Source organism: Hymenobacter metallicola (genome assembly GCF_004745645.1).
In the GTDB taxonomy this organism is placed as follows: Bacteria; Bacteroidota; Bacteroidia; order Cytophagales; family Hymenobacteraceae; genus Hymenobacter; species Hymenobacter metallicola.
Window position 1 is genome coordinate 43,980 of sequence record NZ_SRMB01000001.1, and the last position, 26,222, is coordinate 70,201.

General features: G+C 60.8%; 22 protein-coding genes and 1 pseudogene. 11 read left to right on the plus strand and 12 right to left on the minus strand.

The annotated features are described in order from the left end of the window. Positions 1 to 42 precede the first annotated feature (42 nt). Positions 43 to 1,893 carry a glycosyltransferase gene (locus E5K02_RS00195; RefSeq protein WP_135391293.1) on the minus strand — a complete coding sequence of 617 codons (1,851 nt, stop codon included), beginning with the start codon at positions 1,891 to 1,893 and terminating at the stop codon, positions 43 to 45. Positions 1,894 to 2,023: 130 nt separating this feature from the next. Continuing rightward, positions 2,024 to 3,844 carry an alpha-amylase family glycosyl hydrolase gene (locus E5K02_RS00200; protein WP_240737085.1) on the minus strand — a complete coding sequence of 607 codons (1,821 nt, stop codon included), beginning with the start codon at positions 3,842 to 3,844 and terminating at the stop codon, positions 2,024 to 2,026. Positions 3,845 to 4,017: 173 nt separating this feature from the next. On the opposite strand from E5K02_RS00200, the gene E5K02_RS00205 reads away from it, so the two are divergent. Beyond that, entirely contained in the window at positions 4,018 to 4,692 is a 675-nt protein-coding gene (locus tag E5K02_RS00205) for a hypothetical protein (protein ID WP_135391294.1), read from the plus strand. Positions 4,693 to 4,747: 55 nt separating this feature from the next. Here the strand turns inward: E5K02_RS00205 and E5K02_RS00210 are convergent, their stop codons facing one another. Next, entirely contained in the window at positions 4,748 to 5,443 is a 696-nt protein-coding gene (locus tag E5K02_RS00210; protein WP_135391295.1) for a DUF421 domain-containing protein, read from the minus strand. Between the two features lie 55 nt (positions 5,444 to 5,498). Further along, a complete protein-coding gene (locus E5K02_RS00215) occupies positions 5,499 to 6,206 on the minus strand; it encodes a DUF421 domain-containing protein (protein ID WP_135391296.1) in 708 nt (235 codons plus the stop codon). 300 nt (positions 6,207 to 6,506) lie between these two features. On the opposite strand from E5K02_RS00215, the gene E5K02_RS00220 reads away from it, so the two are divergent. Beyond that, entirely contained in the window at positions 6,507 to 6,908 is a 402-nt protein-coding gene (locus tag E5K02_RS00220; RefSeq protein ID WP_135391297.1) for a DUF6960 family protein, read from the plus strand. A gap of 211 nt (positions 6,909 to 7,119) precedes the next feature. Beyond that, positions 7,120 to 8,610 (plus strand): 2OG-Fe(II) oxygenase, encoded by a 1,491-nt coding sequence (locus tag E5K02_RS00225; RefSeq protein WP_167856218.1) that lies wholly within the window; start codon positions 7,120 to 7,122, stop codon positions 8,608 to 8,610. Between the two features lie 193 nt (positions 8,611 to 8,803). Here the strand turns inward: E5K02_RS00225 and E5K02_RS00230 are convergent, their stop codons facing one another. After that, on the minus strand, positions 8,804 to 10,147 hold the full coding sequence (locus E5K02_RS00230) for a YfcC family protein (RefSeq protein WP_135391299.1): 1,344 nt from the start codon (positions 10,145 to 10,147) through the stop codon (positions 8,804 to 8,806). A 134-nt stretch (positions 10,148 to 10,281) separates the two neighbouring features. Here E5K02_RS00230 and E5K02_RS00235 point away from each other — a divergent pair, with 134 nt between their 5' ends. After that, entirely contained in the window at positions 10,282 to 10,524 is a 243-nt protein-coding gene (locus E5K02_RS00235) for a hypothetical protein (protein ID WP_135391300.1), read from the plus strand. Positions 10,525 to 10,724: 200 nt separating this feature from the next. On the opposite strand, the gene E5K02_RS00240 is transcribed toward E5K02_RS00235, so the two are convergent. Then, positions 10,725 to 12,377, minus strand: coding sequence for a M28 family peptidase (locus E5K02_RS00240; protein ID WP_135391301.1), 1,653 nt, complete (start codon positions 12,375 to 12,377; stop codon positions 10,725 to 10,727). 313 nt (positions 12,378 to 12,690) lie between these two features. Here E5K02_RS00240 and E5K02_RS00245 point away from each other — a divergent pair, with 313 nt between their 5' ends. Beyond that, positions 12,691 to 13,257: a GNAT family N-acetyltransferase gene (locus E5K02_RS00245; protein ID WP_135391302.1), complete on the plus strand. Its 567-nt coding sequence runs from the start codon at positions 12,691 to 12,693 to the stop codon at positions 13,255 to 13,257. A 177-nt stretch (positions 13,258 to 13,434) separates the two neighbouring features. Then, positions 13,435 to 13,779: a DUF7668 domain-containing protein gene (locus tag E5K02_RS00250; RefSeq protein WP_135391303.1), complete on the plus strand. Its 345-nt coding sequence runs from the start codon at positions 13,435 to 13,437 to the stop codon at positions 13,777 to 13,779. Positions 13,780 to 14,086: 307 nt separating this feature from the next. On the opposite strand, the gene E5K02_RS00255 is transcribed toward E5K02_RS00250, so the two are convergent. The 4 genes from E5K02_RS00255 to E5K02_RS00270 all read right to left on the minus strand — a co-directional run bounded on the left by E5K02_RS00255 (position 14,087) and on the right by E5K02_RS00270 (position 17,423). Beyond that, positions 14,087 to 14,905 carry a hypothetical protein gene (locus E5K02_RS00255; RefSeq protein WP_135391304.1) on the minus strand — a complete coding sequence of 273 codons (819 nt, stop codon included), beginning with the start codon at positions 14,903 to 14,905 and terminating at the stop codon, positions 14,087 to 14,089. A 114-nt stretch (positions 14,906 to 15,019) separates the two neighbouring features. Further along, positions 15,020 to 15,469, minus strand: a complete 450-nt coding sequence (locus E5K02_RS00260) for a GNAT family N-acetyltransferase (protein ID WP_135391305.1) — start codon at positions 15,467 to 15,469, stop codon at positions 15,020 to 15,022. Between the two features lie 245 nt (positions 15,470 to 15,714). Then, a complete protein-coding gene (locus tag E5K02_RS00265) occupies positions 15,715 to 16,068 on the minus strand; it encodes a hypothetical protein (protein WP_135391306.1) in 354 nt (117 codons plus the stop codon). A 47-nt stretch (positions 16,069 to 16,115) separates the two neighbouring features. After that, positions 16,116 to 17,423: a PAS domain-containing protein gene (locus tag E5K02_RS00270; protein WP_135391307.1), complete on the minus strand. Its 1,308-nt coding sequence runs from the start codon at positions 17,421 to 17,423 to the stop codon at positions 16,116 to 16,118. Between the two features lie 653 nt (positions 17,424 to 18,076). Between E5K02_RS00270 and E5K02_RS00275 the strand changes: the two genes are divergently transcribed. Continuing rightward, the gene (locus tag E5K02_RS00275; protein ID WP_135391308.1) at positions 18,077 to 20,029 is read left to right on the plus strand and encodes a tetratricopeptide repeat-containing sensor histidine kinase; all 1,953 of its coding nucleotides are present in this window, start codon (positions 18,077 to 18,079) and stop codon (positions 20,027 to 20,029) included. Between the two features lie 54 nt (positions 20,030 to 20,083). Here E5K02_RS00275 and E5K02_RS00280 read toward each other — a convergent pair whose 3' ends face one another. Continuing rightward, positions 20,084 to 20,995 carry a fatty acid desaturase gene (locus E5K02_RS00280; protein ID WP_135391309.1) on the minus strand — a complete coding sequence of 304 codons (912 nt, stop codon included), beginning with the start codon at positions 20,993 to 20,995 and terminating at the stop codon, positions 20,084 to 20,086. Positions 20,996 to 21,214: 219 nt separating this feature from the next. Here E5K02_RS00280 and E5K02_RS00285 point away from each other — a divergent pair. The 4 genes and pseudogenes from E5K02_RS00285 (at position 21,215) to E5K02_RS00300 (ending at position 24,625) form a co-directional block, all read left to right on the plus strand. Beyond that, a pseudogene (locus E5K02_RS00285) lies at positions 21,215 to 22,195 on the plus strand (aldo/keto reductase). 32 nt (positions 22,196 to 22,227) lie between these two features. Further along, the gene (locus tag E5K02_RS00290; protein WP_135391310.1) at positions 22,228 to 22,773 is read left to right on the plus strand and encodes a DUF4136 domain-containing protein; all 546 of its coding nucleotides are present in this window, start codon (positions 22,228 to 22,230) and stop codon (positions 22,771 to 22,773) included. 124 nt (positions 22,774 to 22,897) lie between these two features. Beyond that, a complete protein-coding gene (locus E5K02_RS00295) occupies positions 22,898 to 23,173 on the plus strand; it encodes a hypothetical protein (RefSeq protein ID WP_135391311.1) in 276 nt (91 codons plus the stop codon). 309 nt (positions 23,174 to 23,482) lie between these two features. Continuing rightward, entirely contained in the window at positions 23,483 to 24,625 is a 1,143-nt protein-coding gene (locus E5K02_RS00300; protein ID WP_135391312.1) for a glycoside hydrolase family 43 protein, read from the plus strand. A 272-nt stretch (positions 24,626 to 24,897) separates the two neighbouring features. On the opposite strand, the gene E5K02_RS00305 is transcribed toward E5K02_RS00300, so the two are convergent. Next, positions 24,898 to 26,100, minus strand: a complete 1,203-nt coding sequence (locus E5K02_RS00305; protein WP_135391313.1) for a Gfo/Idh/MocA family protein — start codon at positions 26,098 to 26,100, stop codon at positions 24,898 to 24,900. Between the last annotated feature and the right edge of the window lie 122 nt (positions 26,101 to 26,222).

Here is a 26,222-nt window from a genome sequence, read left to right on the forward strand (position 1 = left end):
GCAATTAATACGGAGCGCAATTTCCGTATTAATCTACTGAAATTACTGTCTTTCCAAGGCCAACGCGTAGGCCCGGTCGTAGTGGATGCGCAGGTTTTTCCAGTCGTAGAGTTCCGCGGAGCTCTCTACATTGTTGCGCTGCATAATTCGCTCCCGCCGATTGAGCAGCACGAAGTTCCAGAGCATGTTGGTCAGCTCCTCCGCCGATTCATCGAAGCTTTTTTCCTGGCGCTTTACCACGTAGATGCCCTTGGCCTCGTGGTCGGGCACGGTTTCCATCACGTAGTCGCCGAAGCCCGACAGGTCGGAGGTGATGGCCGGTACGCCGCGGGCCACGCACTCGAGCGGGGTGTAGCCCCAGGGCTCGTAGTAGCTCGGGAAAATGCCGAGGTGGCAGCCCCGCACAAACTGCCCGTACTCCATGCCGAACAGGGGCGAGGTGGGAGAGACAAAATCGGGATGGTACACGATTTTAACCCGGTCGTGCTGGTTATTGACCAGGTTGGCCCGGCGCAGAAAGTTCAGGATGTCGTCGTTGGCATCGTCCACCAGGTTGTGGGTGATAACCGGGGGCAGGTTCGTGGTTTTCCAGCTTTGCAGGGTGCGGCGGTAGCGCAGCTTCCAGTAGTCGTCGACCATGCTGCTCAAATCGGGCAGGCGGTGGTCGGTGCTGGCACTGGCCGCCGCCGCGTAGAAGAGCCGCTCGCCCACCTGCCGCTCAATAGCCTCGCAGGTTTCGCGCACTTCTTCCAGGATGGCGCGGTTTTGCAGCACCTGCGGGTTGATGCTGTGAAACGGGCGCTTAGTGATGAAAAACATGACTACCTGGCCTTCCAGCCCGCTTTGCTGAATGCGGTAGTTGAGGCGGGCCAGGGCTTCCAGGGTCAGGTCGAAGCCCTTGTTGTGGTATTCGTAACGCCCCGAGGTGAAGAGGTACAGCGTGTTGTCCAGATCAAATGAGTAGCTCTGGAAGAAGTGGGCCATTACAAACTCGTGGATCTTGGACTTGTACTGCTGGTGCAGGTTCTGAAACTCGTGCAAAGCCACAAACCGCTCGATGTTCAGGCCGTTGGGCAGTACCGCGTCCGGAATCCGGTCGAGCAGGTAGATGCACTCGCGCACGGTCAGCTCGCTGACGGTCGTAAACACGTGGGAGCCGTGGGCGGCGGCCCGCTCGATGCGCACGGCGGTTTCGATGTTGAAATGCACGGCCTCGGCTGCCCAGTTCACCTGCATCAGGTGGTCGTAGAAGTTGGGGTCGTTCATGGCCAAGTAGCGGCCCAGCAGCGTGGCGTGCGTGGTAAACACGATGTGCAACGGCACCTGCTCGCGCCGCAGATCCGGAATGGCCACACCCGTCATCCACTCGTGGAAGTGGGCAATAACCCGGAATGGGGGCACCACCGCCCCGGCCAGCAACTGCAGAAAGTGCTTGGCCTGGGTGCCAAAGGCTTCGACCTGGTGCAGCAAGTCGTCGTGGTCGGGCGTTGGAATACCGTGGTGATTCCACAAATCAGCCTTGATTTGCCCAAGGCGGTCGTACGCCTGGTAGGGGTTGATGAGCACCACGCGGGGCTTGCCCGTTACGAGCCAGTGCCCATAGTGCACCTCGTAGCCCTGGGCCCGCATCTGGCGCACGGCCGAGGCAAATGGGTCGTCGGCCGGTAGCTGGTCGAAAGCGTAGGCGTCCAGGGGCTCAAACTCGCTCTGGGCCTGCTGGGCAAAGTAGGGGCCGAGCAGGCAATACCGGTCGTCCCAGCCCAGGACGGTGGCCGGCACCTTGGAGCGGATAACGGTATAGATGCCGCCAACCTGATTACAGACTTCCCAGGCCACTTCGACAAGCAGGGCATCGGGCGAAGTGGCTTCGGGGGTAGGGAGCGGAACTTGCATGCGGTGGGTTTTGGCGTGGATCGGCAAGATATACGCCTGAACGGCATTTTTTGCTGTTCGCTCCAAGGTTTAAAACGCCGTAGCGCAAACTTTGTAGTTCGCGCTACGGTCGGTTTATCTCACGAAAACCCTAATCTGCTGCCTGCTGCGAAAGGATGAGCACCGAATACGGCGCCAAACCAAAGGAAGCGTGGAAGGGCTGCCCGTCGTATTCGCCTTCAGCGGCCTCGGTATCGATGCTTTCGAAGTTGCCAAACTCTTCATCGTAGCCCTGCCAGTCGCTGTTGAAGCGCACCCGCCACTGGCCGCCCGCGGGCAGCCCGATGGTGTAGGCCGGGTGAGTCTGGTCGGCGAAGTTGGCCAGAATGATGGTGTCGTCGCCGGGCCCGCCTTGGTCCCAGCGGCGGAAGGCCAGGATTTTATCCGTGTCGTTGACGTGCAGTAGCGCCGTGTGCTGGCCCAGCAGGCCCCGCGTATGCCCGTCGAGGTTGCGGCGCAGCCGAATCAGGTCCCGGTACAGGTGTACCAGGCCCGGGTGCTGCTCGGCGTGCTGCCACTCCAGGGGCTGGTCGTCGGAAAAGTAGCCGTCGGCCAGCATTTCCTGGCCCTGAAACATCATCGGAATGCCGGGCGCCGTGAAAACCAAAGCGGCCCCGAGCGTAGCGCGCTTTTTGGGGAACCAGCTGTGCGCATCGCCGGGCATGATTTCCTCGGTCACGCGCGACTTGCCATTGGCCACCTCGTCGTGCGATTCGGTGTAAATAACCCGCTGAAAAGCGTCGCCGTTGTAGGTCTGCCCGAGGGTTTCGGCCACGGCCAGCAGGTGGCGGTCCGCGTCGTGGGGCGTCGTTAGCGCGTCGCGCACAATGTTGACGAAGGCGGCATCCCACTGCGCCGAAAAGCCCTGACCCTCGTCGGTGGTGGCGCGGGTGATGTAGGGGTTGCCCTGCAGGTCTTCGGCAATGGTGATTTTCCAGGGCATTTTGGCCTGAATTTCCTCGTTGATCCACTTCATCAGGCTCCAGCCCTCGGGCAGGTCACGGGCCGGGTCGTTGGAGCCATCCACGTTGCGGATGTGGGAAATCGAGTCGCAGCGCAGGCCATCCACGCGGTAGTCTTCCAGCCACATCAGGGCGTTGTCGCGAATGTAGCGGCGCACTTCGGGGCGACCGTAGTCGGGGCGGTTATGGCCCCAGGGCGTTTCGGCCCGCCAGTCGTTGTAGAAGTAAATGCCGCCCCCGTCGTTTTCGCTCCAGCCGTCGAACTGCCACAGGTCCAAGTCGCCGGGGCCGAAGTGGTTGTAGACCACGTCCAGAATCACGGCAATGCCGTGGCGGTGGGCCTGTTTTACCAATTCCTTGAACGCCTGAGGGCCGCCGTAATCCGTTTCCAGGGCAAAGGGGTGGGCCGGGTTATAGCCCCAGCTGCGGCCCCCGGGAAACTCGGTCGGCGGCATAATCTCGATGGCGTTGATGCCCAATTCCCGCAGGTAGTCCAGTTTCTCAACCACATCGAGAAAAGTGCCGGGGCGCGCCGGGTCGGGGGCGTGGAAAGTCCCTACGTGCAGCTCATAGATGACCAGCTCATTCCAGGCCGGCATCTGAAACTGGTCGTCGGCCCAGTCGAAGTCGTGGCGGGGCACCACTGAGTTACCGGCCGAGTGGGTTACCTCGCGGGCGTAGGGGTCGTGGCGGGTCAGCTCGTGCTTGCCCGTGCGCAGCCAGAATTTGTATTCCGTACCCGGCTGGAGGCCGGCAATGTCGGCGGCCCAGTAGCCGTCGGCTTCGTGGGCAAGCGGGTGCGCAGTAGGGGTCCAGTCGTTGAAGGGGCCAACTACGGAAACGGCATCGGCGTGCGGAGCCCATACACGAAAGGTAGTACCAAGGGGGTGTGGCAGGGCTCCCATGCCGGCTTGCAGCGTGGGGGCAGGAGATAGGTCAGTTTGGGGCATTGGAAGCAACAGATAAGGCGACCTGATCAGCGGGTCGTTACCGGCTTCTAACTGATAATATAGTGTTGAGGTTATGCCCGGCCCGCAAAGCATCTGATGCTGAACCATAAAACTGTCGTTTTAGCCCGGCTCAGCCATTGTGGAGCTGCCGGAAAATGCCGTGCTTGCTTTCTATGAATGCGCCCGATCCTGCTGCCCCCGAACGAATTACGCTTTTCGACCGTCGTCACGTCCGGCGGCAGCGCGGCAAGGCCTTGTCGCACATCGTACCGGCCCTGGTGCTGCTGACTACCGCCATTGGAGCCGTAACGGGCCAAGAGCCGCTGACTCCGGTTACCGTCCTGGAGTTTGTGGTCGGGGCGGCTTATCTGGGGCTGATGGTGCGGGAGTTGCGGCACCTGCAGCACCACGCGCATCACCAGGAAAAAATTGCCTGGCTGGAGCTGGCGGCGGCGGGCATTCTGGGTTTGGAAGGCTACCACATTCTGCACCGGCACCACGTGGCCGATCAGGCCCGCGGCGTCCAGACATTTCACCTGTTGCCGTATCTGTATTTTCTGCTGGCGGTGCTTTTCGTGGTGCTGGCCTTCAATAGTTACCACATCAACCGGCGGCGTCATCTGCATCTGCACGCCGAAGGGTTTGGGGGCCGGTTGCGCCTCCTGGGGCGGAAATTTCAGTTTACGTGGGCCGAAGTAGCCGCAGTGGAGCCCAGCGGGGCGGCCGACCTGCTTGTAGAGTGCACCGACGGAACCCGGCACCACCTGTCCTTTGCCCACCTGCACGACGGCCCGGCGCACCGCGACCGGCTAGTGGCCCAGGCCCAACAAGTAGTCGGCCGCGCATGAAAAAGCCGCGCAGAGCCATTCTGCGCGGCTTTTATTTACGTGCCTAGTGCCGGGGCTACTCACACAAGATGGCCGGGGTCCATTTCTGGTGCTCGCAGCGCGGGCAGGCCGTGGTGGGCGACTGGGGAGCGTGCTGCACATTGCCGCAGTTGCAGCAGGCGTAGGTGTCGGGCTCCTGGTGCTGGTCTTTGAGGAAGTCCTCATCCCAGCTCGGAATTAGCGTCAGGCCGGGCCGGGGCGGGCTCTGGGGAATGATGGTAAAGGCCCCGCTGGCTTCCATGTACACGCGCTTCACCCGCCCCAGATTGTCAATGCTTTTCTGGCGCAGCTCGGCAAAGAGGCGCTCCTGGGAGAGGACCGACTCGCGCATGGCATCGTACTGCAGGCAGCCGTCTTCTACCATGGCGGCTACCTTACCCTGGGTCACGGTTTCAAACGTACGGTTGCGGTACGACTCCCGAAATACCAGGCGCTGCACCCCCACAATGACGGCGGCAATGAGCAAGGCGGGCAGCAGGCCCCGGTCGGGGGCCTGAATCGGTACCCCGATAGCGGCGGCAATGGAGGAAATGGCGGCCAGCTCGTGGCGGCTCAGCTGCGAGGACATGCGCTTGCCCATCAGGCGCATCGAGACGATAATCAGGCCGTAGAGGAAAATGGCGCGGATGGCTACTTCCAACAGGAAACTCCAGGGTACCTGCCCCAGAATAATGCGCATATAATCGGTCAGATGAATTTCTTCGGGCTTCATAACTACTGGCTACAAGACTGTTACTGTTGAATGGATTTAGCTGGCCCTAGCCGGGTCAGGCATGGACTGGTTCGTTGGTTACTACCGCGGAGGTCCACTCCTTGTGGCCACAGCTGCGGCAGCTGGTGCGGGCCCTGGCGGCCGGCTCCACGGTGCCGCAGTGCTGACAGGCGCTCAGGTCGGAGGCCCGGTGCTCTTCCTTGTGCAACCGGTCATCGGCCTCGGGCAGCACGCTCAGGCCCGGGCGGGGCTCGGGGAAGCGGAAGACGCTGAAGTGCCCGCCCGACTCGAGATATACCCGGCGCAGCTCACCCAGGTGCAGCACATCCTTGGAGCGCAGGTGGGCAAAGGCCTGCTCGTGCGAAATCCCCATCTTTTTCATTTCCTCGGTATTCAGCACGCCGTCTTTCAGGAGCAGGCTCACGTCGCTCTGCACCACAACTTCCACCTTGCGGTTCTTGAGGGCCAGCAGGTTCACGCCCCGCTGCAGCAGCAGCACGGTGCCCAGCAAGACCATAGCCGGCAATAAACCCCGGTCGGGAATCTGCATGGGCACGGCCACAATGGCCCCGAGGGTGAGCATCACGGCCATTTCCGTAATGGTGAGCTGCGCCCCCATGCGCTTGCCCAGCAGCCGGATAAACACCAGTAATACGACGTAGATAAGCAGGGTTCGGAGCACGACCTCCACCATGTACTCGCCCGGGGCATTGCCCAGGATAATGCGTTGCCAGTCACCTAAGTGAATTTCTTCTTTTTTCATTGTTCCCCCTTTGTTTAACGAATGCAATTACTGACTCGACCCTCCCACGGGTAAAGCAGAATTACTTGAACGGCAAGGAGGTAGAGTGGAGTTATGCGGATATAGTTGGATTTTACTCCGTACAAAAACGGGTTCTGGTCCTTGCCCGGTTCTGGGTGAAGAGCAGCTGGGGGTGAGCTGGAAAGATTGATTCACGGGAATAATTGACGGAGTTTTGTTGTTGTCAATAGCCTTCCTAGGCACCGCTTAGCCCGCTTTAGGCGGCGGTACCAGGCTTATTTCTTCTCTTATTCCTCCTGCATGGCCCGTCCGAAACCCGTCACTTACGGTCTATATTCCTGGACGCCCGACTACGGCTTCCGCTACATTCATCCGGCCAACCGGCGCACCTTCGAGTGGCTGGAGCCGATGGGCAAACTCTTCGAGAAAATCGATGAAACCGAAGACTGGATTCTGCTCCGCTACGACGAGCAGCAGTTCAAAGTCAGCGGTGAGCTGTTCACCGAGCTCCACGACAAGCCCCCATTCAGCTTCGGCGACTTGGTGGAAGAAGCCAACCCCGAGCCCGGCCGCCCGGCCCACCGCGGCCTGATTTCGGACGTGTACTGGAACGAAGCCCAGCACCGGGCCAGCTTCCAGCTAGTCGAGAAGAAGCGCAAAGTCAAGCGCGTCTTCGAAGCCGAAGAGCTGCGGTTGGGATAATCGGCGGGTCGCTACGTTGCTTTTAATCAGAACCAAAAAGCCCTTTTTCGGACACAACGAGAAAGGGCTTTTCAGTTTAGAAGGATTCGCACTTTGCAGAGGACGGCGGGTTTGGACTTGCGCCACGCCAGAACACCAGCAGGGCTTTCGAAAAATGACTTATTCATTTCGTACAGCGGGCAACCACGCTGACAATTACCCATCTTCGGTTATGAAAGCGGCCTTTCCCCAAGTGCGTCACCTGTTGACTGATACTGAGCTGATCTGTTTTATCGTGCCTGGGGCCTTCAGCGCGGCCGCCTGCGACGCGCTGCTGACGCCTGCTATCAAGGCTCAACTGCGGCCCGCGGCTACGCATTATCCAACCTACTACCGCAATAACGAACGGTGCATTGTCGATAGTGAGGCCCTGGCTCGGCAGCTTTTTACGGTGATTGAGCCGATGTTGCCCTCAGAACTGCCCGCTGAGCAGCCCGCCGGCCAGCCCTGGCGACTAAAGCAGCTTAATTCCCGGCTTCGTTTCTGCCGCTACGCCGCCGGCCAGTACTTTCACCGGCATTTGGATGGGATGTACCACGAGTCGGAAACCGTGCAGTCGCGCCTGACCTTTATGGTGTATCTAAACGACGCTGCTGACTTCAGCGGGGGCCGCACCCTGTTTTACCGCAACAAGGACGATGCGCAGGTGTGGGCTGAATACCACCCGGCCAAGGGCGACCTAATCGTATTCGACCATCGGCTCTGGCATGAGGGCGAGCAGTTGGAAGCCGGGGAGAAATATGTGCTGCGCAGTGACATTCTTTATGAAACGACCCCGCAACCGGTGCCCCAGTCCGTGCCTTTCGCGCCGGGCCACCTGGGCTATATCTGGCAGGTGCTGCCTTTCGGGGAAGAGCTGCTCAGTGCAGGCCGCGACAAACTCATCAAGGTCTGGGGCAGGACCGGAGAGTTGCGCCAGCACCTAGCCGGCCACCAGAATTCTATCCTGAGTTTATGCCAGCTTAATGCGCAAACGCTGCTCTCAGGCTCCCGGGATATGACCGTTAAAGTGTGGGGGCGGGATGCGCAGGGGTTTACGCTGCGGCGGAGTTTGGACCTGCACCCTGCGACCATTCTTTCCCTGCACCGGCTTACCGATCAGCTTTTTGTCAGCACCGCCGCCGATGGGCTTATCAAAATCAGTGATGAGCTCGGGCAGGTGCACCACTCGTTAGCCGGGCACACCGACTGGGTTTGGCAAGCTGTGCCCGTGGCCGCCGAACTGCTGGTGTCCTCTTCCGAAGACGGCACCCTGCGGTTATGGAACTGGCGGCGCAATACCGGCCTACAATGTATCGGGCACGGCTTACCCCCGGCACACGCTCTGCTGTTTGACCCCGAGCAGCGACGATTGTTGGCGGGCAACTACGCCGGCCAGATTCAGATATGGCAAGCTGATGCCAGTCTGCAGCACTGGGAAGTGTTGACCACCTTGGCTGCTCATCACGGAATCGTCCGCACGCTGACGTTACTGCCTGATGGTCGACTGGTTAGTGGAGGGGAAGACAGCAAGGTGAAGGTCTGGGACTTGGCCACCGGGACTTGCCAGCAGGAAATGGCCCACAACGATTTTGTGCAGTCCACGGCCTGGCTCAGGGAAAGCCGTCAGCTTATTAGTGCTTCGTATGATGGTAGGCTGAGTATTTGGGCCCTGCCGGCTTAGCAATGAATGATGAGCCCCTTGAGTACACCAACCAGCCCTTTTTGCTTCTAACAGAAAAGAGCTGGTTGTTATAAATGAGCGCCGTGTAATGAGGGAGCAACACTAGGGCTTGACGGTTGAAGCATGTAGCTACCTTCGTAGAGGACGAATTGCTTTACTCACAAGAACCGTGGAGAAGTAGCACAGCGGCTCCTTAATTCAGGCCGATGGCTACGCCGATAATTACGGCCAGAGCCGCCAGGGCGAGCAGGCCGAAGTATAGGGGCAATACAAATTTCCACCACTGGTCGAAGCGCACCCCGCAGGCGGCCACGATGGCTACCAGGGCCCCGTTGGTGGGGGTGATGATTTCGCACAGGCCGGCCCCGTACTGGTAAGCCAGCACCGTTACCTGGCGCGGCAGGCCCAGCAAATCGGAGAGGGGCGTGAGAATGGGCATCGTCAGCACGGCCTGGCCGCTTACGCTGGGCACGGGCAGGTGTAGGGCCGTGTGGACGCCAATCATGCTCAGGGCCGACAGCGTGACGGGCAGCTGGGCCAGGGGCGCCGACAGGCCATGGACGATGGTATCGACGATATGGCCCTGCTCCAGCACCACGAAGATGGCCCGGGCAAAGCCGATGAGCAAGGCCGAGAAGGCCAGGTCGCGGAAGCCCAGGATAAATGCCTCCGCCGTGCCGTTGAGGCCCAGGCCCCCAAGAAGGCCCGCCAGCACGCCCAGTACGAAAAACAAGGCGCCCATCTGCTCAAATTCCCAGCCCAGATTCAGCACGCCGTAGGTGAAAACGGCAAAGGTGAGCAGCAACAGCAGCAGGATAAGGCCGTGGCGGCCCGCGCCGGTGGTAGCGGCTTCGTCGTCGGTCAGCTCGGGCACGACCCGGTTTTTAGCGGCGTAGCGCATCGTGCCGCCAATCCAGAGTACCAGGGCCAGGGCCAGAAACGTGAGCCGGAACCCCGCGCCGGACAGCAGCGGAAGCTGGGCCAATTTCTGGGCAATTCCTACCTGGAAGGGGTTCAGCGGGCTAAATGACGCACCCACGGCGGCCGCCCCGATGCTCACGGCGGCGGCCGTAATGACCGGGTAGCCCAGGCGGCGCATGAGGACCAGCAGTACCGGCACCAGCGGAATGATTTCCTCCTGCATGTTCTCCAGCGCGCCCATCGTGGCAAAGAGCAGGGAAATGATGGGGATGACCAGCACCTCCTGCCCCCGCAGCTTGCCCAATAGCCAATCGACACCGCGGCGCAGGGCCCCGGTCTGGTCGACCACGGTAAAGGCCCCACCGGTCAGAAAGACGAAGAAGATAACACTGGCGGCATCGGCCATGCCCTTGGGAATATCCACCATGGCGTCGAGGGGGGAAACCGGGGTGGCGGGGACGCGGTGGTAGGAGCCGGGCACCACTACGTCGCGGCCGGTGGCGGCGTCGGCGTGGCGGGTAAATTCGCCGGCGGGCAGCACGTAGCTCAGCAGCGTAGCCAGCAGGATAAACCCGACTAAGAGGACAAGCGGGTGGGGGAAGCGGAGGGTCTTCATCAAGGAAGCTAAGGTGAACGAGCGGGCAATAATCCGCGAAAAATAGAAGTTATCCGCGAGCTGCTGCCGAACTTTCCGGGGAAGTACCTGCCGGCGGAACCCGCGCCGGGCCCGGCCGGTTGTGTCAGCTCCTTATGCGTCTAGTCTCTTTCAAACGGTTGCCCATGGGCCAGCAAGCCGACCTGCTTTGTCGGCGCGGCCACCTCTTGTCCGACCGGCGGCAGGATAGTTTTGAGTTGCAGCTCTACGCTCTGGGCGACTTTTACGCCGAAGTATGGCGCAGCAAAGGCGAGGAGCACATCCTGTTTATTCACCTCTTTCAACATCCCCGGGGCCTGACGCCCTACCTGGAGAATATCCGCCTGCCGGAGGTGTGAGGTAGGCTCTTTCCGCGCACCGCGCCGAGTTTTTCTCGTCGGTTGCGTCGCCGTTTAGGAACGCGCCAACGCCTTTTACCGCTAGTGCAGTAAAAGGCGTTGGTCTGTTGCATGGGGCTCGTCACGCAGGGGAGGAAGCTGCTGCCCAGTGCTTAGAATGACCACCGTGTTGAAAGCAGGTCCAGCTTTCCGCTACCCCGCTACTTGCCGCTGAAACGGGTGCCGAAAAAGTCGCCGGGGTTCCAGCTGGGGCGCTGCTCGGCCTGGGCCACCTGGTAGCCGATGAGGAAGTTGAGCTGCACGTACTTTTTGCCGGCTTCGAAGTCGAAAGTGCCGCTCATATCGTCCTGGGGCTTGTGGTAGGTGGCCGCGCGCCAGGCCTGCACAGTTTTGCTCAGGTCGTTTTTACCGTCGGCCGTTTTGTTGCCGTACTTGATGTGCAGGGCCGGAATGCCCTGCATTACGAAGCTGTACTGGTCGGAGCGGATAAAGCGGTTTTGCTCGGGCTCGGGGTCGGCTTCCACGGTCAGGCCCAGGTAGGCGGCGGCTTTGTTGGTGGGCTCGGCCAGCGTGGAATGCTGGACGCCCAGAGGCACCACCGACAAGAGCGGCGCAATAATGGTGGGCATATCGGTGTTGATGTCGGCCACGATTTGGTCTTTGGGCACGGTGGGCCGGGCCGCAAAATACGCCGAGCCCAGCAGGCCCAGCTCTTCGCCGGTTTGCAGCACAAACAACACCGAGCGTTTGGGCTTCTGGGGCAGGCGGGCATACAGGCGGGCTATTTCCAGCACGCTGGCCACGCCGGAAGCGTTGTCGTGGGCGCCGTTGTAGATCGAGTCGCCTTTCACGGGGGCTCCCACGCCGAGGTGGTCGAGGTGGGCGCTGTGCACCACGTACTCGTTCTGCAGCCGCGCATCGGAGCCCGAAAACTTGCCCACCACGTTGTAGCTGTCCAGGTCCTGATACGTGGACGCATTGGTAAGCCGGGCCGTGCTGCGCAAAGCCAGCGAAGCGGGCTTGCCGTTCCGCAGGGCCGAGTAGGTCGTGCCGGTATCGGCCGCCGCAGCCCGGAACAGGGTGTGCAGGGTGGCGGCGTTTACCACGCCCAGCGCCTTGATGCCCGGAGCAAAGGTGCGGGAAGCCGCCGTTTTGCCGTCCTCGCCCAGCACGCTGAAGACGCCGGCCTTAAAGCTGGGCAAGGGCGCTTTGGCGCTTCGCGAAGCCAGCAATACGCCCACGGCCCCGTGGCGGGCCGCATTCTGCAGAATAGCCAGCACATCCTGGCTGGCGGCGGCTACCGTGGACGGAAACGCCTGGGGGGCGCCGCGCACCACTACCACAATTTTGCCCTGGGCGTCGAGGCCGGCGTAGTCGTCGTACTGCAGCTCGGGGGCGCTGATGCCGTAGCCGGCAAACACCAGCGGGGCCTCCAGCGTCACGCTCGCCTCTTCCGGATGGGGGTAAAGCACGAATTCCTTGCCCGCCGCCAGGGGCACGGCCGCCTCCGCGCCGGTGCGCAGCAGCAGGGTAGTGGTGGCCAGGTTGCTGAAGGCTTTGCGCAGGCGCACCCGCTGCACATAGGAGCCATTGTCGCCGGCGGGTTGCACCCCCAGGCTTTTGAGCTGGCCGGTAACGTAGTCAACAGCCATCTGGTAGCCCGGGGTGCCGGGGCGGCGGCCCAGCAGCTTATCATCGGCCAGGTACTGAATGTGGGCCTTCACATCGTCGGGGCGGACCTGCTTGAGGACTTTAGCCACTTTTTTATCGACTTTAAGCGCTTGGGCAGGGGCAACTTGGGAAACCAGACTGCTGAGAACCAGCAGCAACGCGTGCGGAGAAAGTAGGCGCATAGGAAAAAAACGGAGCGGAAAATGCGGGTCCTACCGTGGAGCTTACTTCCATTGGTAATGCCCAAGAAGAGTATTTAACGGCAAAAGGCGGCACCGGTCAGAAAATTTTGCCAGAATCCCGGTAAAGGCCGGGAAGCGGGCCTGGGGAGTTAGTAGTTGAGCTAGGAAATATGTAACTTGCGCCTAGGTAGCTCCGGTCCGGAATTAAACCCTGATTCTTCTTGTTTTACCTTCTCCAGGCGCTTTACGGCCCAGCTGGAGCATGGTCGCTTGTCTCCTTGGTTTGTTGAAAAATTCGAAAAAAGTACCATTTATGATAAAATTAGAACAGTTCACCCAAGCCGATTTCAAACAGCTGATTGAGTGGATTAAAGATGAAGAGTTGCTGATGAACTGGTCTGGGTCGCTGTTCTCTTTTCCCCTGACCGAGAGCAGCCTGGCCTGGTACATCGAAGACACCAATGATCCGCTGACTTCCGATGCCTTTGTGTACAAAGCCATTGACACCGATACCAACGAGGTAGTGGGCCATATTTCCCTGGGTGGGCTCAGCCGTAAAAACCGCTCGGCGCGCATCAGCCGGGTGCTGGTCGGCGACACCCAGCAGCGGGGCCGCGGTGTGTGCCAGGGCATGATTCAGGCCGTGCTACAGATTGGCTTCGAGGAACTGGGCCTGCACCGCATCGACCTGGGCGTGTACGACTTCAACAAGGGCGCCATCGGCTGCTACACCAAAGCCGGCATGGTCGTGGAAGGTACTTCCCGCGACATTCTCTACTACAACGGCTCGTACTGGAGCCTGACGGAAATGAGCATGCTCGATGCCGAGTGGGAAGCCCGCTACGGCAAAGTAAAAGCCCCGGCTCTGGCCACAGTATAGTTCCTACGCCGCTACCTTGTCTTTACCCAAATTGCAAAAGCGTTCCAGCCACAAGCTGAAACGCTTTTTTATTATTGTTGACGACCTCTCAAAAACGGAGGGGTAGCACTGTGAGCAGCACACCTCGCTCTTTAAATGAAAATGACCGTTTTCTTGAACGAGAATTATCTTGCTTGTATGCATGGATTTAACAAGAAACAGGTGTCGGCAACCATCCAGCACATCGTGCACCTGTTGAGTAGTGGGGGCTTGGAGCAGGTGCTTCAGGGCGGCAAACCCAGCCGATGCGCTACCGAGGACCTGAACGCGGTACTGGCTGAACACGGGCAACGCTTCACCTTGCCGGCCAAAGCGCCTAAAACCTATTTGACACATGGGGAAGGGGAGTCCGCCGAACTCTACGCCGACATCCGACTCTGTGTTGACGGGGGCCCGAGCGACTTGGTCCTGCGCTGCACCCTTTTCGCCGAACACAACGCGGGCCACTACGCCTACCGAGTTGAGGATTTGCTCGCCCCCTAAGCTAGAGCGGATGTTTTTACGCTCCTTCAAGTGAACCGCTATTCGTAAGCCATTAAAGGGGTGGCAAAGTGGGCCTACGGTCCAGATTGAGTTCAAGAAACTGGTTCAGTTTGCTAAGTACAGAAAACTCGGATTTGCAATGAGTTTCCTGCACTCCTCGCTCTTCGGAAAATTTGGGTAAGGGTAGGCGCTGCTACCCGGGCCTGGGGGGTGTACCAATCCCTTTTCGCGCCATAGCTCCCGCGCTACTGCCTGTACGCACAGGTAGCGGCATGGGAGCTGTGGCGCTTTACCCCAGCCCGGCTTATCAGGTGGTTTTATACAAGTACCAGCCCTTGCCCAGAGGCTTGACCACAATCAGGGACCCGGGGTTCATGGTCGGGACTTTGCTGGCATCGGGCTCGTAGAGCAGGCCCACGGTATTGTCGATGAGGCCGCCAATGACAAAGGCTACGCAGGCGTCGCAGTCGGCCGCCTGGCGGGTGACTTTGCTGATATAGAGCGACTTGAGCAGGGCGTTGATGGTCGGGTCGGCGTTGGCGGCGGCTTCGTCGGGGGCGGCGGAGGTAAAATCGGGGCGGGCCTGCAGCAGGCGCACGGTTTTCTCGAAGTCGGCCTGGCGCTGGTTGAAATGGGCCTCAATGTCGGCGTCGGAGGCAATCCAGAGGCGGATATTGCCCACGGTAAAGTCGTACTCGGCCTGGGGGTGGGTCTGGTTGTAGCGGGCCCGCTCGGCCGCCGGCAGCCCTTCAAGCACCGTGAGCATCTGGCGGCCGAAGTTGGTCATGCCCAGGCCCCGCACGGCCCGCAGCTTCCAGGTGGCCTGTTTCACAAAGTGCAGGTAAAAGTCGTTGCCGCCCACGGAGTCGCGCAGCTCCACGGCCACGACGGCCGTGGAATCGGTTTGCTGTACTACTTCACAGGTGCGGCTTAGGTGGGCGGGTATCTGCTGGCCCAGGCTCTGGCGCTTGGCCTGCTGCTGGGCTTCGCAACACAGGTAGTCCCGCATAGCGGGCCAGCCCTGCACCGCCACAAAACGCTCGGCAATCGTAAGCGGCGGCAAAGCCTGCTGGCTCCGGCCAACCAAGGGCGCAAGCAGCAGCCAAAACAGTACAACGTATTTCATCCGGTCAGAAGTCAAATCCGCACTTCGCCACCGGCTTAGCACTTGGTTTAACTCCTAAACTTACCAGAAACCGGAAACATTCCCGCTACGCCCGGCTCCGAAAAGCCGCCCGGGCTAGGCGCGCAGCATGTAGATATGCGGAATGCCGTCTTCCAGGTACATTTCCCCCTGCTGCTCGAAGCCAAACCCTTGGTAAAACTTGGTTAGGTATTGCTGAGCCCCAATCTTAATGGGCTGGGCGCCAAACAGCTGCTCGCAGTGGGCAATGGCCGTGCGCATCAGTTCCTTGCCCAGCCCGTAGCGCCGAAAAGCGGGCGACACCACCACCCGGCCGATGCTGACTTGCTCGTAGCACTGGCCCGCCGCAAACAGGCGCGCATAAGCTGCCAGCTGGCCTTCCGGCGTGATGCCCAACAGGTGATGAGCCGCCGCGTCCTGGCCGTCGATGTCCTGAAAAGCGCAGTTTTGCTCCACAATAAACACTTCGGCCCGCAGCTGCAGCGCGTCGTGCAGCTCGCGCAAGGTTAAATCCGTGAATGGTTTGCTGATCCAGGTCAGGGTCATGGGGAATGGGCTGAAAGAAGGTCGAAAGGCAAGGCGCTGCCTGACTCGGCAGATTGGAGTGGCGCCTAGCCCCCCCGGGAATGAATAGAAAGTATGTTTGCGAAGGTAAGAGAAGTCGCCTGGCCACCGCCTTTGGGGTAGGCTGGGAGGTGTTGTGAAGCCGGTTTGTACCAAGCCAGCGGCCGAAAAAAAGCCTCGAAACCGGGTGGGCTTCGAGGCTGGTGCGGGAAGGCTGAAAACAACAGCTACACGCTGGCGCGCTCGAGTTGCTGCAGCAGCTTTTCAATCTGGTTAGCGTACACATCGACCTGCTCCAGGCCGGCGCGCGACTCTTCAATGTGGCCGCGTTGGTACTGGGTAGCCAGCTTCTGGCTGGTACTGAGCATGTTCTGAAGGGCGCGCTCTATTTCCAGCACTTCGGGCCGAGCCCCGTACTTCGGCTTTACTACGGTTTGCAGCCACTGAGCCAAGGGGTTATCACGGAGAGAAAACAAAGAGGAGTCGGCTTCGCGCACTCCGTAGAGCACGGAGCGGAGCCGCGACTTAAATAGAACCTGCTTGATGCGGGCCTGTTGAAAATCCAGGGTGGTTATGTCCATCGCAGGAAGGGGGCTGAGCCCGAGGGCATAAGGAACAAAACCATGAACTAGGACGCGTCGGCCGCCGATTCGGCACTTCTTTCTACGGCCTTGCGGGCCAGTACCAGGTCCGACACATCGTAGGCGAATACCGTGATGCCGGCCTTAGCTCCGTGTTCGTGGAAGAGCTGATACGTAAAGTTGAGGTAGAGCTGGCGCGCGGGCGAGTCGTCGGGCCCTTCCAGCATAATCGAGATTTCGTTGCCGTAGAAGGTCTCACCGGTTTGGTACACGTTGTCGAGCAGGCCCACAAACCCTTGCTCGATAACCTCGGGCAGGGCTTCCACGACGGTTTTGCCGACCAGCTCCCGCCCTTTGAACAACTCCTGGTAGCGCGGATTCACAAACTCGAAGCGGTGCTCACTACCGCGCAAAATGCAGATCAGGGCCGGGGCCTGTTGAAACAGGGTGTAGAAGGTTTCTTTCTGGCTCTGGGCGAGCTGGTAGGCCGTGTAGGCCTGGTCCGAGAGGGCCGACTGCTGCTCATTGGCTTGCAGCAGTTCCTCTACCAGTTGCTTCTGGTCGTGGATGTCGGTGCCGCAGCCAACCCACATGGTGATGTCGCCGGCGCTGTTGCGGCGGGGCGTGGCCCGCACCAGCACCCAGCGGTACTGCCCGTCGTGGCGGCGCAGGCGGTACTCAATCTGGTATACCGTGCCTTTGGTCACCGATTCTTGCCAGATCCGCACCACGTTGGGCCGGTCGTCGGGGTGCACCGATTGGAGCCACTGCGTGCCCAGTACTTCCTCGGGCTCGTGGCCGGTAAAGGCCAGCCAGCGTTGGTTGAAAAAGTCGCGCTGCCCATCGGGGGTAGCCGTCCAGATCAGCACGGGCAAGGATTCGAGAATAAAGCGGGTGCGCTCCTGGTTTTCGGCTAGCTCCCGCTGCATGGCCTGGTTGCGCTGTTCGGCCCGGTACTGTTCGGTAATATCCTGGGTGCGCTGCAGAATGTAGAGCAGCTCGCCCTGCTCATCCAGAATCGGGTAGTGCGTCGCCTGCCAGTAGAGCTCCTCGAAGCCGCCCCCGCGTTCGGTGGGCACTTCCAGATCGTAGCGGATGACGGGCATGGTGTGCGGCTGCTTGTGTTGGCGCACATACTCCTGGGACTGAAAAATAATGTCGCCCTGGTTTTGGTCGACCGAGGGAAAGGCATCAAAAAAATCCCGCCCCACAATCTCCTCGCGCTTTTTCAACGAGACCTGCTCATGACCATCGGTGTTGTCGATGATGGTGACATCAGGGGACATGAGCATTAAGTTCTCGGGCAGGGCCCGGAATAGCTTTTGATAATCAACCGGAAGCTGGGGGTGTAGCATAATGGGGTAAAAGCAAAAGGGCAGGAACTGGTAGTTGGCCGGGGGCCAGAGCCACTACAAAACTAGCCAAATGATTGGTGTAAGCTCGACTGTACGGCGGTAAAAAAACTGGGTAGGCAAGTTACAAGGTGTTGTCCTCGAAAGGCGAGGACGAAGAGAAATGATAGGCAGACTATAACAATGAAACAGGTATCATCGGGGGAGGAGATGCAAACCCACGTTGCCGGACCAAAAACGGAAAGTCAGGCCTTCGGGCCAGGGATGTTAGCGCCAATCCTGGTCCTTGCATAGGAGAAGGGCTCTTGCCCCCGGCTTCGTGCCTTACGTTGCCTGGCAACTTCTTATACGGCGAAAAGGACGCCTGGGCCGGCGCCGGGAGAATTTTTGTCTGCTAATCCGCCCCGGCGACATGCCTAATTCCTGCTCATCCTCACGGCCGGCAGCAAGAGCCGATTCAAGTAGGTCGGGCTAATGCTGCAATGCCGGGCGAGAACGGCGGGCAAGAAGGCAGGGTTAATGCGTTCAGAGGCAGAAACAAAAGCTGATAGCGGGTATTTATCTATTTAGCCGGATATTCGCAGTTCTGAATGTGCATTGCCCCGCTACCTGGTGGCCTCTGGGCTATATTGCCCCGCCCTGTTTTTTTACTTTCCATGTTTTCCCGGTTTCGTCCCGCCTGGACGCTGTTTCTTTTTTTGCTGCTAGCCCTACCGGCAGCTGCCCAGAGTCCGGCCCTGGACAGTTTGCGCCGCCTGACGCAGCAGCCCCAGCCCGATAGTAGCCGGGTGCTGCTGCTCTGCTCCATCAGCGACCAGTACTGGGCCCTGCGCACCGATTCGGCCGAGGCCTATGCCCGCCGCGCCCTGGCCCTGGCCCGCCGCACGCACTACCGTCACGGGGAAGGAGAAGCCTTGAACCGCCTGGGGGCCGCCCTGCGCGAGCGAAACCTGGCCCAGGCCCTGGAGCTGTTCCAACAGTCGTTGCGCCTGGCCATTGCCGCGCACGACCTGCGCCTGCAGGCCCAGAACCTGCGCAGCATTGGTATTATCTACGTGTATCTGCGCGACCGGCAGCAGGGCTTGTCCTACTATTTTCAGGCGCTGCGCATCGGGGAAAAGCTGCACGACCAACGGCGGATGGTGCTGGAGCTAAGCAACATTGGCTTGGCCTACGACCTGTTTAATAACCTGGACTCGGCCCAGTATTACCAGCAGCGCGCCTATCAGCTGGCTCAGCGCCTGCATACGCCCACCAACTACATTCTGTACGGGCTGGGGCAGGTGGCTCGCAAGCAGGGCCATTTGGCCCAGGCCCGGAGCTATTACTTCCGCAGCATCGCCGAATCGAAGGCGCTGGGGCATGCGCGCAGCAGCAATTTTGCCTATGTGGGCTTGGCTACGCTGTATCAGCAGCAGGGCCGCCTCGACTCCAGCATTTACTACGCCCGCCTGGGCTGTCAGGCCGCCCGGAACAACGGTTTTCTGCGCGGCGTTTTGAATGCCAGCAGCCTGCTTACGCAGAACTTTAAGACCCGGGGCCCCGCCGACAGTGCTCTGAAGTACCAGAGCCTGCTGCTGACGATGAAGGACACTTTGTTTGGTCAGGAAAAAGTGATGCGCCTGCAAAACGTGAACTACCAGGAGCGGCAGCGCGCCCAGCAGGCCGCCACGGCGCAGGATGCCCTCAAAACCCGCTACCGCACCTACGCCCTGCTGGCCGGCCTGGCCGGGCTACTGGCCCTGGTGGCCTTGCTGGTGCGCCATCACCGCCAGCAACAGCGGACGAATGAGGCCCTGCAAGCCTCGCTGGCCGAGCTCAAGAGTACCCAGCACCAGCTGGTGCAGCGCGAGAAAATGGCGTTTCTGGGGGAGCTAACGGCCGGGGTGGCCCACGAGCTGCAAAATCCGCTGGGTTTTGTCAAGAAGTTTGCCGAGGTCAGTACCGATCTGGTGGATGAAATCAACGGGGCCCAGCGCCTGGCCCGGGATGGGCGCCTGGAGCGGGAGATTCTGGATGGTCTCAAGCAGAATATCCAGAACATCAGCACCCACGGGCAGCGGGCCACGGCCATTATCAAAGGCATGCTGGAACACGCCCGCACCGGCCAGGCCCCGCGCGAGGCCACCGACCTGAACAAGCTGATTGCGGACAACCTGCAGCTGGCCTACGAGGGTATGCAAAACCAGTACCCCGGCTTTCAGGCCACGCTGCGGCGCCAGCTCGACCCGGCACTGCCCCTGGTGCCCGTGGTGGCGCCCGACCTGGGCCGGGTGCTGCTCAACCTGTGCTCCAACGCGCTGTATGCCGTACGCCAGCGGCAGCAGGAAGCCGCGGCCGGCTACCAGCCCGAGGTAACGGTGAGCAGCCACTACCAGCCCGGGCGGGTCGAAATCCGGGTGCGTGATAATGGCCCGGGTATGTCGCCGGAAGTCCGGGCCAGGCTGTTCCAGCCGTTTTTCACCACCAAGCCCGTGGGCGAAGGCACCGGCCTGGGGCTTTCCCTGAGCCACGACATTGTCAGCACCGGCCACGGCGGCACACTCACGGTAGAGTCGACGGAAGAAGCGGGCACGGAGTTTACCATCCGTGTGCCGCTGCAGAGCTAGAGAGAACGAGAAAATCAACTGCCAGAACAGGCTAGCCTGTTGTCTGTTATCTATTTAGTCCTGCCAGGGCCAGCGCCAGCGGTATGACCGGGCCTTGGCAGTAGGCTTCTGGGTGTTGGTTTGGCCCGCTACCTGCACGTCCCATACCAGGCCCAGTTGCCGCAAGCCCCGAATCAGGTACCAGCCCATATCGACCTCGTACCACTCGGTGCCCATGCGGGCCGAGCTGGGGTGGGCGTGGTGATTGTTGTGAAACCCCTCGCCAAACGATAAAGCGCCCAGCACAAAGTTGTTGTAGCCGTGCTCGGCCGCGGCCTCGATGTCGTAGCGGGCGTAGCCGTACTTGTGGGAGATGAAGCCGACAAACCAGTGCCCCAGAATAGTGACGCTGATGCGCAGGCAAACGCACACTATCATGGCCTCAAAGCTGAAGATGGCCCAAATCAGGCCGGCCGCGCCCAGCACATGCCAGTACCAGGTTTTCTGCAGAAACACCAGCCAGGGGTCGTGCAGGTCTTCCGGCGGAATGGCGTACCGATCTTCATCGGCGGGCGTGAGGGCCAGGTGCAGGTTCCAGCCGTAGTCCTGTAGCACCGAGTGGTCGTAGCGGAAATAGGCGGGACAGTCGGCGCGGTTCTGCCAGTAGTCGCGGTAGAAGTGCACCCGAATCCAGGACAGCGGCCCGCCCAGGCCCGAGTGCACGAAGCAGTAGGCTAGTAGGCCACGGGTAAGGCGGGAGCAGCGGTAGGCCCGGTGAATAATACCCCGGTGCAGCCCGATGGAATGCCCCAGGCCTACGCTTACCACGGTGAGCATAATCGAGGCCACGCTGCGCGACAATGACAGCGACGACCAACCCCACCACAGGGCCGGGAGCAGCATCAGGTACAGCCAGCCGGATTTCAACCAGCCCAGGGTCAGCCGGTCGCCGGGCGCCACGCTGGCGGTAGGGTTGAATAACTGCATACATTGAGTGGATTCAGGGTAGAAAATTGTACTTCCCGAAGGTAGCTCGGCGGCTGGTAAAGATCAACTCGGCGCCCGAAAAAAGGCCGGACTGGCCGGGCTACCTAGCAGCAAGAGCCGCTTCACCAACCTGAACCACAGCATTTCCGGTCGGTCGTACGTATACCACCCGCTGCCACAACCGGCCTGCAGGGCCTTTTCTACCTTTATCCTTGTTGTATGGACTATGTACGCCTGGGGGCTACCGGCCTGAAAGTTTCTAAAATATGCCTGGGCACCATGACCTACGGCCGCCCGACCGACCGGTGGCCCTGGGCCCTGGAGGAAGCGCAAAGCCGCCCCTTCATTCAAAAAGCCCTGGAATTGGGTATCAACTTCTTCGACACGGCCGACGTGTATTCCAACGGCGCCAGCGAAGAAGTGGTGGGCCGGGCCCTGCGCGACTTTGCCCAGCGCGACGAAGTGGTGATTGCCACCAAAGTGTATAACCCCATGGGACCCGGGCCCAACCAGAAAGGCCTTTCGCGTAAGCACATTCTGAGTGCCATCGACGCCAGCCTGCGGCGCCTGGGTACCGACTACGTGGACCTCTACCAGATTCACCGCTGGGACTACGACACGCCGATTGAAGAAACCCTGGAAGCCCTGCACGACGTGGTAAAAGCCGGCAAGGCCCGCTATATCGGGGCCTCGTCGATGTACGCCTGACAGTTTGCCCAGGCACTGTACCTGGCCGACAAGCACAACTGGACGCGCTTCGTGAGCATGCAGCCCCACTACAACCTGGTGTACCGGGAGGAGGAGCGCGAAATGCTGCCCTTGTGCCAGGACCAGAATATCGGCGTGATTCCCTGGTCGCCGCTGGCGCGGGGGCTGCTCACGGGTGGGCGCAGCAAGGAGCGCAACGAAACCGAGCGGGCCCGCACCGACGCCTTCGGCAAAAGCCTCTATGGCCGCGACGACGACTTTCAGGTGGCTGACCGGGTGACGGAAATAGCCCAGCAGCGGGGTTTGCCCAACGCCCAGGTGGCCCTGGCCTGGCTGCTGAGCAAGCCCGTCATCACGGCTCCGATCGTGGGGGCCAGCAAGCCCGGCCACCTCGAAGACGCCGTAGCGGCCGTGGCGGTGCGCCTCTCCCAAGAGGAAATCAACCGGCTGGAAGAGCCCTACCAGCCCCACCCCGTACTGGGGTTTTCCTAAGCCCGGCCTCCCCATTTTTTTAACTTCCTGCTATGCAACTCAAACTGCTTCTTGTAGCCCTGCTGCTCAGTATGGCAGCCTGTTCGCCGGTTCGGGTCGAGTCGACGAGCCAGACGCCGGGCGTGGACTTTACGGCCTATAAAACCTACAACTTTCTGGACGTGACGGCCCGCAACGAGGCCGCCTTTGCCGGGGGCAGCGGCCTGGGCATCGACCATCTGAAGCAGGCCGTGGCCCGCGAGATGGAGCGCCGCGGCTACCAACGCGCCGACGCCCCCGACCTGTGGGTGAATATTGGAGTGGTAAGCCAGGAGAAGGTGCAAACCCGCGAAACCAACATCCAGGATGCACCCCTTTACATCGGGCAGCGCCGCTACCGCTGGCAGCGGGAGCAGGTGCCGGTGCGGGCCTACACGGAAGGCACCGCCACGGTGGATGTCGTGGATGCGGCCCGCAACGAGCGGGTATGGCAGGGCGTGGCGGCCAGCACCATCGGCAAGGACCCCGCAAAGCTGGTCGAGCGTATCAACGAAGGCATTACGGCCATGTTTGCCGAGTACCCCGTGCGCCCCCAATAAAGCGCTGAAACTGCCGTGGTCAGTCACCAAACCGGGGCTAGGCTCGTACTACCTTCCATAAAGCCCGTTGCCCGACGACGGGCCTGCTAAGCGCAACAACCTTCCTTTTAACCTATTCCTGACGATGACCAAGAAAAAGAAATCCAACAACACGGCCCTGATTGGCGGGGCCATTGCCGCCGTAGCCGGCGCGGCTGCCTACCTCAGCTACTCCCAGGGCAGCTGGCCGTTCAAGGGCCGCTCCGCGAGCAGCACGCCCGGGGCCAAGCTCAGCAACTCGGGCCAGGGGCAGGCCGATGTCGACGTGGCCCTGACCAACGAGGTGGCCAGCTACACCGAGCACAACCCCAACCACGCCGCCGACTTCACCGACGACGGCGCTACGGGCAACGCGGACTAGGTACCCGCCCTCAACCTCTGTTGCTACCCCGGCCCGATAAGGCCGGGGTAGTTTGCTTTTGGGCCGGGCTGAAAGCCGCCTGAAAATAGGGTTGCTACCGCAAACGATTAGATAGTTTATCTGCGCGGGGCGGCTGCCAAAAGTGGCCTAGCGAGCAGCTGAGGCGCCTATATTTGGCCTTGCCACCATCTGCGGTTCTTTGCGGCGCGGGCCTGGCCGCCGGGCTGCGCAACGAGTACCGATAGGTGGTGAATTCCTGCGCGTAGCTTCTGTCCTTCTACCACTGCCCAATCTTCGCTGTTGAAACCCATGCCCCAATTCCCGCTGTCTAGTTTGCCCAAGCTGGCCCTGTTGGCCCCATTTGCCCTGCTCGGCGCCTGCCAAAGCAACTCCACCACCACGGAAACCGCTACCACGACCTCTGCCGCGGCCGACTCTAGCGCCGCCGCTGCCACCGCCCCGCCCGACTCGGCCGGCAAGAAGAAGTACCTGGCCGCGCCCCTGGTAAAAGATATTTACACCGCCGACCCCTCGGCCCACGTCTTCAACGGCCGCATCTACATCTACCCCTCGCACGACATCGACACGGGCATGCCCGAGAATGACAACGGCGACCATTTTGCCATGCGCGACTACCATATTCTGTCCATGGACAGCGTGGGCGGCAAGGTAACCGACCACGGCGTGGCGCTGGATATCAAGGATATTCCCTGGGCCGGCCGCCAGCTGTGGGCTCCGGATGCGGCGTTTAAAGACGGGACGTACTACCTCTACTTCCCGGTCAAGGACAAGCAGGATATTTTCCGCATTGGCGTAGCTACCAGCAAGTCGCCCACGGGCCCGTTCAAGGCCGAGCCCAAGCCGATGGAGGGCAGCCTGAGCATTGACCCGGCCGTGTTTACCGACACCGACGGCAAAACCTACATGTACATGGGCGGCATTTGGGGCGGACAGCTACAGCGCTGGCGCACCGGCAAGTACGACGCCAGCAAGCCCAAGGAGCAGGAACCCGCCGCCACCGAGCCTTCCGTGGGCCCGCGCGTAGCCCGTCTGGGGGCCGATATGAAGCAGTTTGCCGAGCCCGTGCGGGAAGTGAAAATCGTGGATAAGGACGGCAAAGTGCTGCTCTCGGGCGACAACAACCGCCGCTTCTTTGAAGGCGCCTGGATGCACAAGTTCAACGGCAAGTACTACCTCACGTACTCGACCGGCGACACCCACTTCCTGGCCTACGCCACCAGCACCTCGCCCTACGGCCCCTTCACCTACCAGGGCAACTTCATGAACCCCGTGCAGGGCTGGACCACGCACCACTCCATCATTGAGTTCAAGGGCAAGTGGTACATCTTCTACCACGACACCGAGCTGTCGAATAAGACCTGGCTGCGCAACGTGAAAGTCACCGAGCTCAAGCGCGGCGCCGACGGCAGCATTGCGACCATTAACCCGTAATGGCACTTTTGCCAAGGACATAAAAAGCCGCCTGAATCAAGTTCAGGCGGCTTTTTATGTGATAGGGGGAATGCTCGTGTCCTTGCGGGCTTGCGAAGCCATCCGTCCGCTGAAATGTGCCGAGCTTCCTTGTGTGACAAGCCCTTTCCCGCAAAAGGGAGAAAGGGCTTTTGGGGTAAAGTGCGTTTATCAGGAGCAGCGGACGGATGGCTTCGCCCTGCGTCCTCGCAAGGACACAAAGGAAAAGCGTAGCCTATGCCAAACGTACTTACTTACCGGCTGTTGGTTTTGTCCAGCACGGCTACTACATCCTTGGTTGATACTTTCTGGCCGGTGGCGGCGGCGCGGTAGATGGCTTGCAGCAGCTGCACGTCGCGCAGGCCCATTTCGCCCGGTACGCGGGTGGGCTTGTTGTTCAGCACGCAGTCGGCGAAGTCATCCATCTGCCGGGCTTGCTGGGGTACATTTTGCAGGTTCATGGGGCCTTGGCTGGTGCGGCCCTGGATGCCGCCGTAGCCGAAGGCCGGCTGCAGCTCCAGAAAGCCCTTGGCCGTTTCGGCCCGCAGGCGGCTGTTCAGGTTTTCGGCGTAGGAGGTGCGGCAGTCGGCCACCGAGCCGTCGGCAAACTGCATCTGCCAGTTCACACCCGCCTCCACTTCCTTGAACAGGCCTTGGGGGTCGGGGTTGGGCGCCAGCTTGGCCGTGACGGATACCGGAATTTCGCCCTTGGTATACACCACACCCTGCACGCAGTAGATGCCCATATCCATCAGCGGCCCGCCGCCGGCCAGCTCCTTGTCCACCCGCCAGGGCGTGTCGTTGTTGAAACGGAAGCCGTTGTCGGCCACCAGGCTTTTAATCGGCCCCAGTTCCTGTTTCTGCCCCAGGCGCATCATTTCCTGGTGGTGGGGCTCGAAGTGCAGGCGGTAGCCGATGCTGAATTTCTTGCCGGCCTTCTGCATGGCCGAAATCATGCGGCGGCACTCCTCGGCCGTCGGCGCCATGGGCTTTTCGCAGATAACGTGCTTGCCGGCCTTGGCCGCCCGCTCCACGTATTCGGCGTGCATCCCTACGGGCAGCACAATGTAGATAATGTCGATGTCGGGGTTGTCGGCAATCCGGTCGAAGGTCTTGTAGTCGTAGACGTTCTTGTCGGGAAGGGCGTACTGCTTTTTCCACTGCGCGGCCTTGGCCGGCGTGCCCGTCACGATGCCGGCCAGCTTGCAGAGCTTGGTTTGCTGCAGGGCCGGGGCCAGCTGCCCGGTGCTGTATTTGCCCAGGCCGACCAACGCGACGCCCAGCGGCTTGCCAGTTTGCAGGGCCTCCAGGCTGGCCGGGCCGTAGCGCAGCTCCTCGAGCCACGACAGCGGCCCGCCCACGGCCGACGAGCCCACCAGCGTGGCGCCCAGGCCCAGGGAAAGCGTACGAAGAAATTCACGGCGCGAGGCGGCGGACAGATGGCCTATCGATTTCATAGCGTAGGTAGCTTGGTTGTCAGGGATAGTACCGTGCTATGCCTCTGTGGGTTGCGAAGCCACCTACCACAAGCGTTGCCGATATGTATTGCCCCGGCGCCCGAGCGGCCGGAGTAGGGTTG

What these genes read in the sequence shown, in the direction of transcription:
- E5K02_RS00195 (WP_135391293.1), bottom strand. Translation starts at nt 1,893, where the DNA reads ATGCAAGTTCCGCTCCCTACCCCCGAAGCCACTTCGCCCGATGCCCTG.
- E5K02_RS00200 (WP_240737085.1), bottom strand. Translation starts at nt 3,844, where the DNA reads ATGCCCCAAACTGACCTATCTCCTGCCCCCACGCTGCAAGCCGGCATG.
- E5K02_RS00205 (WP_135391294.1), top strand. Translation starts at nt 4,018, where the DNA reads ATGAATGCGCCCGATCCTGCTGCCCCCGAACGAATTACGCTTTTCGAC.
- E5K02_RS00210 (WP_135391295.1), bottom strand. Translation starts at nt 5,443, where the DNA reads ATGAAGCCCGAAGAAATTCATCTGACCGATTATATGCGCATTATTCTG.
- E5K02_RS00215 (WP_135391296.1), bottom strand. Translation starts at nt 6,206, where the DNA reads ATGAAAAAAGAAGAAATTCACTTAGGTGACTGGCAACGCATTATCCTG.
- E5K02_RS00220 (WP_135391297.1), top strand. Translation starts at nt 6,507, where the DNA reads ATGGCCCGTCCGAAACCCGTCACTTACGGTCTATATTCCTGGACGCCC.
- E5K02_RS00225 (WP_167856218.1), top strand. Translation starts at nt 7,120, where the DNA reads ATGAAAGCGGCCTTTCCCCAAGTGCGTCACCTGTTGACTGATACTGAG.
- E5K02_RS00230 (WP_135391299.1), bottom strand. Translation starts at nt 10,147, where the DNA reads ATGAAGACCCTCCGCTTCCCCCACCCGCTTGTCCTCTTAGTCGGGTTT.
- E5K02_RS00235 (WP_135391300.1), top strand. Translation starts at nt 10,282, where the DNA reads ATGCGTCTAGTCTCTTTCAAACGGTTGCCCATGGGCCAGCAAGCCGAC.
- E5K02_RS00240 (WP_135391301.1), bottom strand. Translation starts at nt 12,377, where the DNA reads ATGCGCCTACTTTCTCCGCACGCGTTGCTGCTGGTTCTCAGCAGTCTG.
- E5K02_RS00245 (WP_135391302.1), top strand. Translation starts at nt 12,691, where the DNA reads ATGATAAAATTAGAACAGTTCACCCAAGCCGATTTCAAACAGCTGATT.
- E5K02_RS00250 (WP_135391303.1), top strand. Translation starts at nt 13,435, where the DNA reads ATGCATGGATTTAACAAGAAACAGGTGTCGGCAACCATCCAGCACATC.
- E5K02_RS00255 (WP_135391304.1), bottom strand. Translation starts at nt 14,905, where the DNA reads ATGAAATACGTTGTACTGTTTTGGCTGCTGCTTGCGCCCTTGGTTGGC.
- E5K02_RS00260 (WP_135391305.1), bottom strand. Translation starts at nt 15,469, where the DNA reads ATGACCCTGACCTGGATCAGCAAACCATTCACGGATTTAACCTTGCGC.
- E5K02_RS00265 (WP_135391306.1), bottom strand. Translation starts at nt 16,068, where the DNA reads ATGGACATAACCACCCTGGATTTTCAACAGGCCCGCATCAAGCAGGTT.
- E5K02_RS00270 (WP_135391307.1), bottom strand. Translation starts at nt 17,423, where the DNA reads ATGCTACACCCCCAGCTTCCGGTTGATTATCAAAAGCTATTCCGGGCC.
- E5K02_RS00275 (WP_135391308.1), top strand. Translation starts at nt 18,077, where the DNA reads ATGTTTTCCCGGTTTCGTCCCGCCTGGACGCTGTTTCTTTTTTTGCTG.
- E5K02_RS00280 (WP_135391309.1), bottom strand. Translation starts at nt 20,995, where the DNA reads ATGCAGTTATTCAACCCTACCGCCAGCGTGGCGCCCGGCGACCGGCTG.
- E5K02_RS00290 (WP_135391310.1), top strand. Translation starts at nt 22,228, where the DNA reads ATGCAACTCAAACTGCTTCTTGTAGCCCTGCTGCTCAGTATGGCAGCC.
- E5K02_RS00295 (WP_135391311.1), top strand. Translation starts at nt 22,898, where the DNA reads ATGACCAAGAAAAAGAAATCCAACAACACGGCCCTGATTGGCGGGGCC.
- E5K02_RS00300 (WP_135391312.1), top strand. Translation starts at nt 23,483, where the DNA reads ATGCCCCAATTCCCGCTGTCTAGTTTGCCCAAGCTGGCCCTGTTGGCC.
- E5K02_RS00305 (WP_135391313.1), bottom strand. Translation starts at nt 26,100, where the DNA reads ATGAAATCGATAGGCCATCTGTCCGCCGCCTCGCGCCGTGAATTTCTT.